This is a genomic window from Hoeflea sp., from assembly GCF_984452065.1.
Window position 1 is genome coordinate 1 of record NZ_CFHWAF010000170.1, and the last position, 6,040, is coordinate 6,040.

At 63.3% G+C, this 6,040-nt stretch carries 5 protein-coding genes and 1 tRNA gene; 4 read left to right on the forward strand and 2 right to left on the reverse strand.

The features are described 5' to 3' along the window. From AC5E6N_RS21670 to recJ, 4 genes are all read left to right on the forward strand, one after another. Positions 1–493, forward strand: a 493-nt coding sequence (locus AC5E6N_RS21670; RefSeq protein ID WP_491749761.1) for an aminotransferase class I/II-fold pyridoxal phosphate-dependent enzyme, incomplete at its 5' end; no start/stop codon positions are given. Between the two features lie 75 nt (positions 494–568). Then, complete coding sequence (locus AC5E6N_RS21675) at positions 569–1,888, forward strand: homoserine dehydrogenase (RefSeq protein WP_491749762.1); 1,320 nt, start codon at positions 569–571, stop codon at positions 1,886–1,888. A gap of 290 nt (positions 1,889–2,178) precedes the next feature. After that, positions 2,179–3,165, forward strand: coding sequence for a class II fructose-bisphosphatase (glpX, locus tag AC5E6N_RS21680; protein WP_491749763.1), 987 nt, complete (start codon positions 2,179–2,181; stop codon positions 3,163–3,165). An 89-nt stretch (positions 3,166–3,254) separates the two neighbouring features. After that, complete coding sequence (gene recJ, locus AC5E6N_RS21685) at positions 3,255–5,057, forward strand: single-stranded-DNA-specific exonuclease RecJ (RefSeq protein WP_491749764.1); 1,803 nt, start codon at positions 3,255–3,257, stop codon at positions 5,055–5,057. 19 nt (positions 5,058–5,076) lie between these two features. Here the strand turns inward: recJ and AC5E6N_RS21690 are convergent. Next, positions 5,077–5,151: transfer RNA gene (locus tag AC5E6N_RS21690), tRNA-Glu, on the reverse strand. Between the two features lie 103 nt (positions 5,152–5,254). Beyond that, a partial coding sequence (locus AC5E6N_RS21695) for a YcbK family protein (RefSeq protein WP_491749765.1) occupies positions 5,255–6,040 on the reverse strand: 786 nt, incomplete at its 5' end.

Sequence of the window (6,040 nt, forward strand, 5' to 3'; positions counted from 1 at the left end):
GCCGGGCTGGCGCATGGGATTTGCCGTCGGCAACGAACGGCTCATCGCAGCGCTCTCACGGGTCAAGTCCTATCTCGACTACGGCGCCTTTACGCCGATCCAGGTTGCCGCGACCACGGCGCTGAACGGTGACGGCACGGATATCGAGATGGTTCGCAACACCTACCGCAACCGCCGCGATGTCATGGTGGAGGCGTTTTCCAATGCGGGCTGGGAGGTGCCGGCGCCGCAGGCGACCATGTTTGCGTGGGCGCCGCTGCCCGAACGCTTCCGTGATATCGGCTCGCTCGAATTTTCCAAGCTGCTGATCGAAAAGGCCGATGTGGCCGTCGCGCCCGGCATCGGATTCGGCGAATATGGCGATGACTATGTGCGGATCGCGCTTGTCGAGAACGAACACAGGATCCGGCAGGCCGCCCGCAATATCAAACGTTTCCTTGCGTCAGGCGATGAAAGCATGCAAAACGTCGTCCGGCTGAATACTCGGCGATAAACACTATCGTTCTATCTCTTTCGCGGCGGGCTCCGACGTCCTGACCGCGATATTGGACAACTGGATCGCATAGATATGGCAGATGCCCTCAAGATCGGCATTGCGGGCCTTGGAACCGTTGGCGTATCGCTGGCCCGCATCCTCAAAAGCCGGCACAACAAGCTCGCCGACATCTGCGGCAGGCCGGTCGAGATCGTCGCGGTCAGCGCGCGCGACCCGAACAAGGACCGGGGCGTCGACCTTTCCGGTGCGACATTCTATGCCGATCCCGTAGCGCTCGCCCGCGAGGCCGACATCGATGTGTTTGTCGAATTGATGGGAGGCGAGGGCGATCCGGCGCTCAGCGCGGTTCGGGAGGCGCTTTCGCGCGGCTGCCATGCCGTGACCGCCAACAAGGCGCTTCTGGCCCGCCACGGCGTGGATCTGGCCCGCATTGCCGAGGACAAGGGCGTCCTGCTTAATTTCGAGGCGGCCGTCGCCGGCGGGATCCCGGTGATCAAAGCCATGCGGGAATCGCTGACGGGCAACGGCATTACGCGCGTTTTCGGCATATTGAACGGGACCTGCAATTACATCCTGACCGAGATGGAACGGTGCGGGCTTTCCTTCGAGGACTGCCTGAAGGAAGCGCAAAGGCTTGGATATGCCGAAGCCGATCCGACCTTCGACGTGGAAGGCAACGACACCGCCCACAAGCTGGCGATTTTGACGAGCCTTGCCTTCGGCACGCAAATCGCGCCGGATGACATTTATCTGGAAGGCATATCGAACATCACCATCGAGGATATTCGCGCCGCCGCCGATCTCGGTTTTCGCATCAAACTGCTGGGTGTCGCGCAGCGCACCGATTCGGGGATCGAGCAACGGGTTCACCCGACGATGGTGCCGAAGGATTCCGTCATCGCTCAGGTCGACGGGGTGACCAACGCCGTGGCCATCGATGCCGACGTTCTGGGCGAGTTGATGATGTCCGGTCCGGGGGCCGGCGGAGACGCCACGGCGTCCGCCGTGATGGGCGATATCGCCGACATTGCCAAAGCCCGGCCGGGTCATCAGCATGGGCCGGTTCTCGGGCGTCCGGCCATTCACCTCGAAACCTATGAACGCGCGCGCATGCGCAGCCACGAGGGCGGATATTTCATCCGGCTGACCGTCGAGGACCGGACCGGCGTGTTCGCCAGTCTTGCGGGTCACATGTCGGACAACGATATCTCACTGGAATCCATCGTTCAGCGGCCCGGTGAGCACGGCGGCAACGGTGACAGGAAAACCGTGATCCTGGTCACCCATGCGACCATGGAGGCATCGGTCCGGCGGGCGGTCGAGGCGATCTCGGCAGACGGCTATCTTGTCGGCACGCCGCAGGTCATCCGAATTGAACGGCCCGGGAGCTGACAATCCCTCACCGGATACCGTTTGAAGGCTGGCGAGGTTACCTTGCGTACGTTCGACGGTGGCGCAGGAGATTGCCGCACGGCTGCGGAAACTCGGCCAGGAACTGCGTGCCGTTGATGCCGCTCAATAGTGTGCGTCCTAAGGCGTTCTGGAGAAAGCACTAATCGATTTAGTCGTGCGCAAGTGCGGGCGAACGTCAAAATAGCCGCGCAAATCGGCTGGGCGGCGTTGCAAATCGTCCCGTCATCGGGCTATCAGGGCCGCAATCGGCAACAACAGGATCAGCACACATGGCGACCAAATCCGGCGCGGAAAGCAACCTCGACCGCATTCTTACCCTTGAGATTGTGCGGGTGACCGAACGGGCCGCCGTTGCCGCGGCACGGTTGCGTGGACGCGGTGACGAGAAGGAGGCGGACCAGGTGGCCGTGGACGCCATGCGTCAGGAACTGAACAAGCTTCCGTTTCAGGGGCGGGTCGTGATCGGCGAGGGTGAACGGGACGAAGCGCCGATGCTCTATATCGGTGAGGAAGTCGGCATCGGCAAAGGCCCGAAAGTGGACATTGCGCTCGATCCGCTGGAGGGGACGACGATCTGCGCGAAGAACCTTCCGAACTCGCTTGCCGTGATCGCCGTTGCCGAGAAGGACAGCCTTCTTTACGCGCCGGATGTCTATATGGAGAAGATCGCCATCGGGCCCGGATTTCCGGACGGCACGGTGTCGCTCGATGCGACGCCCAGCGACAACATCAACGCGGTTGCAAAGGCCAGGGGCGTGAAGGTCGGCGACGTCACGGCCTGTATCCTCGACCGCCCGCGTCATGCCCGGATGATCGAGGAAGTACGTTCCACGGGGGCAGCCATCCGGCTGATCGGGGACGGGGACGTTGCCGGCGTCATTCACACGACCGATCCGGACGAAACGGGCATCGATATCTATATGGGCATCGGCGGTGCGCCCGAGGGCGTGCTCGCGGCGGCGGCGCTGCGCTGTATCGGCGGGCAGATGCAGGGGCGCCTTCAGCTCAACACGGACGAGAAGATCGCACGCGCCAGGACGATGGGGATCGACGATCCGACGAAGGTCTACTCCATGGAGGAAATGGCGAGCGGAGATGTCGTCTTCGCGGCAACCGGTGTGACCGACGGCAACATGCTCGGCGGTGTGCGCTTCACGCGCGATGCGATCGTCACGCATACGATCGTCATGCGGTCATCGTCCCGCACGGTTCGCGAGATCAAGGCACGCCATCAGGACCTCGGCAAGTTCGGCTGACCCTTTAGCGGGCGGGCGTGCAAGCAAGGCGGGGTTATGGCGAGTAACCAATCGGCCTGATAGGCTTCGGGCAATGCGGAGAGGAGTGCGTGGACGCGAAGGCGGACATAAACCGGCAACCGGCGTTTCTGGACGTTGAATCATCGCTGACCGGGCAGCGCTGGGTGCAGCGGCTCGATCAGGCCGGCCTCAATCGCGCGCTGGCAATCTCCCAGTCCCACGGAATTTCGGATCTGGTGTCGCGTGTGCTGGCCGGCCGCGGGATCGACCCGGCCGAGGCGCAATCTTTTCTCACACCGACCGTACGCGAGCTGATGCCCGATCCGTCCAGCCTGCAGGACATGGCGGCGGCGGCCGGTCGGCTGGCCGACGCCGTGTCCTATGGTGAGCGTGTTGCCGTTTTCGGCGATTACGATGTGGATGGCGCAGCGTCCTCATCGCTGTTGCGCCGGTTTCTCGAGCATTTTTCTACTGACGGCGAGACCTATATTCCTGACCGGATATTCGAGGGGTACGGACCGAACCCGGCAGCCATCGACGAACTGATCGACCGTGGCGCGGGGCTGATCGTGACGGTCGATTGCGGCTCGACCAGCCTTGCCGCGCTGGAGCGGGCCAAAGAGCGCGGTGTTGATGTGGTCGTGGTCGATCACCACCAGGTCGGCGCGGACCGGCCGCCCTGTGTCGCGCTGGTCAATCCGAACCGCGACGACGATCTTTCGGGGCAGGGGCATTTATGCGCAACGGGGCTGGTGTTTCTGCTGCTTGTCGCCACCCTGCGTGTCTTGCGCCAGCGCGGCGATGCTCGTGCGGAGAAAATCGACCTCTTGTCGCTGCTCGATCTTGTCGCGCTCGCCACCGTCTGTGATGTCGTGCCGCTCAAGGGCCTGAACCGGGCATTTGTGGTGAAGGGGCTGCTGGCCGCGCGCCACATGGGAAATCCGGGCCTTGCGGCGCTCATGCGCGTCGCCGGTGTCGACGGTCCCGTCACGCCCTATCACCTCGGCTATCTCGTCGGGCCGCGGATCAACGCAGGCGGCCGGATCGGAGACGCGGCGCTTGGAAGCCGGCTTCTTACTTTGAACGATGCAACTGAAGCGCAGGATATCGCCGAGACGCTGAACCGGCTCAATCAGGAACGTCAGGCGATGGAGCGGGCTGTCCTCGAACAGGCCGAGGCCGAGGCGCTCGCCGAAATCGGTGAAGGCGACGGGCCCGCCGTGATCGTCACCGAGGCCGAAGGCTGGCATCCGGGCGTCGTCGGCATTGTCGCGGCGAGGCTGAAGGAGAAGTTCCGCCGTCCGGCCTTTGCCATCGCGTTCGATCCGTCCGGAAAGGGCAGCGGCTCGGGACGGTCGATCGCCGGCTTCGATCTCGGGCGCATGGTGCGTGAAGCGGTGGACCGCGGGCTCGCCACGAAGGGCGGCGGGCATGCGATGGCGGCCGGCCTCAGTGTTGAACGCGATCGCCTTGGCGCGCTGCGCAGCTTCTTTGAAGAAAGCGCCGGCCCGGCGGTGAGCGCGTTGCGCGATCTCCACTCTATAAAGATAGATGGCGCCCTGGCGGCGTCCGGCGCGAGTCTCGAACTGATCGACCAGCTTGAGCAGGCGGGACCCTTTGGCGCCGGACACCCGCAGCCGGTGCTCACATTGCCGGATCATCAACTGACCGATGCCCGGGTCGTCGGAACGGATCATGTGAAGCTGCGGTTTGCCGACGCAACCGGCGGCCAGATCGACGCAATCGCTTTCCGTGCCTCGCAGAACCCGATGGGCAAGGCGTTTCTGGAGGGCAGGGGGCAGCGTTTCCATGCCACGGGGATGCTCTCGGTGAACCACTGGCAGGGCAGACGCCGGGTCCAGCTTCGCGTCATGGACGCGGCAAAAGCATGACGGGACTGTAGAGGAAAGGTGGCACGCCCTAGGGGAATCGAACCCCTCTTTCCAGAATGAAAATCTGGCGTCCTAGCCGATAGACGAAGGGCGCGCGGTGGGGGTTATATAGTCAGGTCGCCGTTTTCCCGCAAGCCGGAATTTTGGATTCTTGTAAAAAATGTGACGGTGGTTCCGGTCTCCGGAAAAGAGTGCATTTATCGCCGGTTACAGCCCCAGTTCCAGTCTCTTTTTCTGCCGATGTCGATGTGTACGGATTTGGTGTGGCAGTAGGTTCCGACACCGCCTCTGCCCGGCAGCGAACGCAGAAATTCCGCCAACTGCCATTTGCCCACACCCGCCACCTGAATGTCGGCTGCCTCGCAACTCAAATGACGTGACGCGCTGACGCCGCCGACACGGCGATTGTGCTCGGGCGAGCGGTATCCCGACGTTATGATCACATCGCGTCCGAACCGGTGCCTGACCGCTGCCAGCAGCCAAAGCAGCCTGGGTTTCAGACATGCCGTGTAAACACCGTCATGCTGCCTGCGCAGTCCGTTGGGCGCGAGCCTGGCGAGGCCGGCGGCGGAGGCAACCTTTATGGGATCCTTCTCAGGGGTTTTGCTCTCGTCTGCCGAGAACACCGACCGGTCGCCGGGCTTCGGTGGCGCGGATGTCCCCGATATCGGCGCGAAGGAGAGCGGACCGCTGGCGACGGCTCCACGCGACAGATTGACGGTCCGCGCCGCGCCGGAAAGATCGACGATCCGGCGTTGCGGTTTCGAATGACCGAGCGAATAAAACTGCGGGCCGGGCGGCGCATTCCGCGTCCTGTTTTCGAATGCATTGACGCTCACGGCCGAATCCAGAACCGCACCGCGGACTTCTGCATCCCTTCCGCGCAGATCGCCGTTCGGCGTGACACGCTCTTGCGGGACAGGCTCGCCCGCGGCATGGATTGCCGCAATCGGTTCCGCGGCATGGATTGCCGCAATCGGTTC

What these genes read in the sequence shown, in the direction of transcription:
- AC5E6N_RS21675 (WP_491749762.1), top strand. Translation starts at nt 569, where the DNA reads ATGGCAGATGCCCTCAAGATCGGCATTGCGGGCCTTGGAACCGTTGGC.
- glpX (WP_491749763.1), top strand. Translation starts at nt 2,179, where the DNA reads ATGGCGACCAAATCCGGCGCGGAAAGCAACCTCGACCGCATTCTTACC.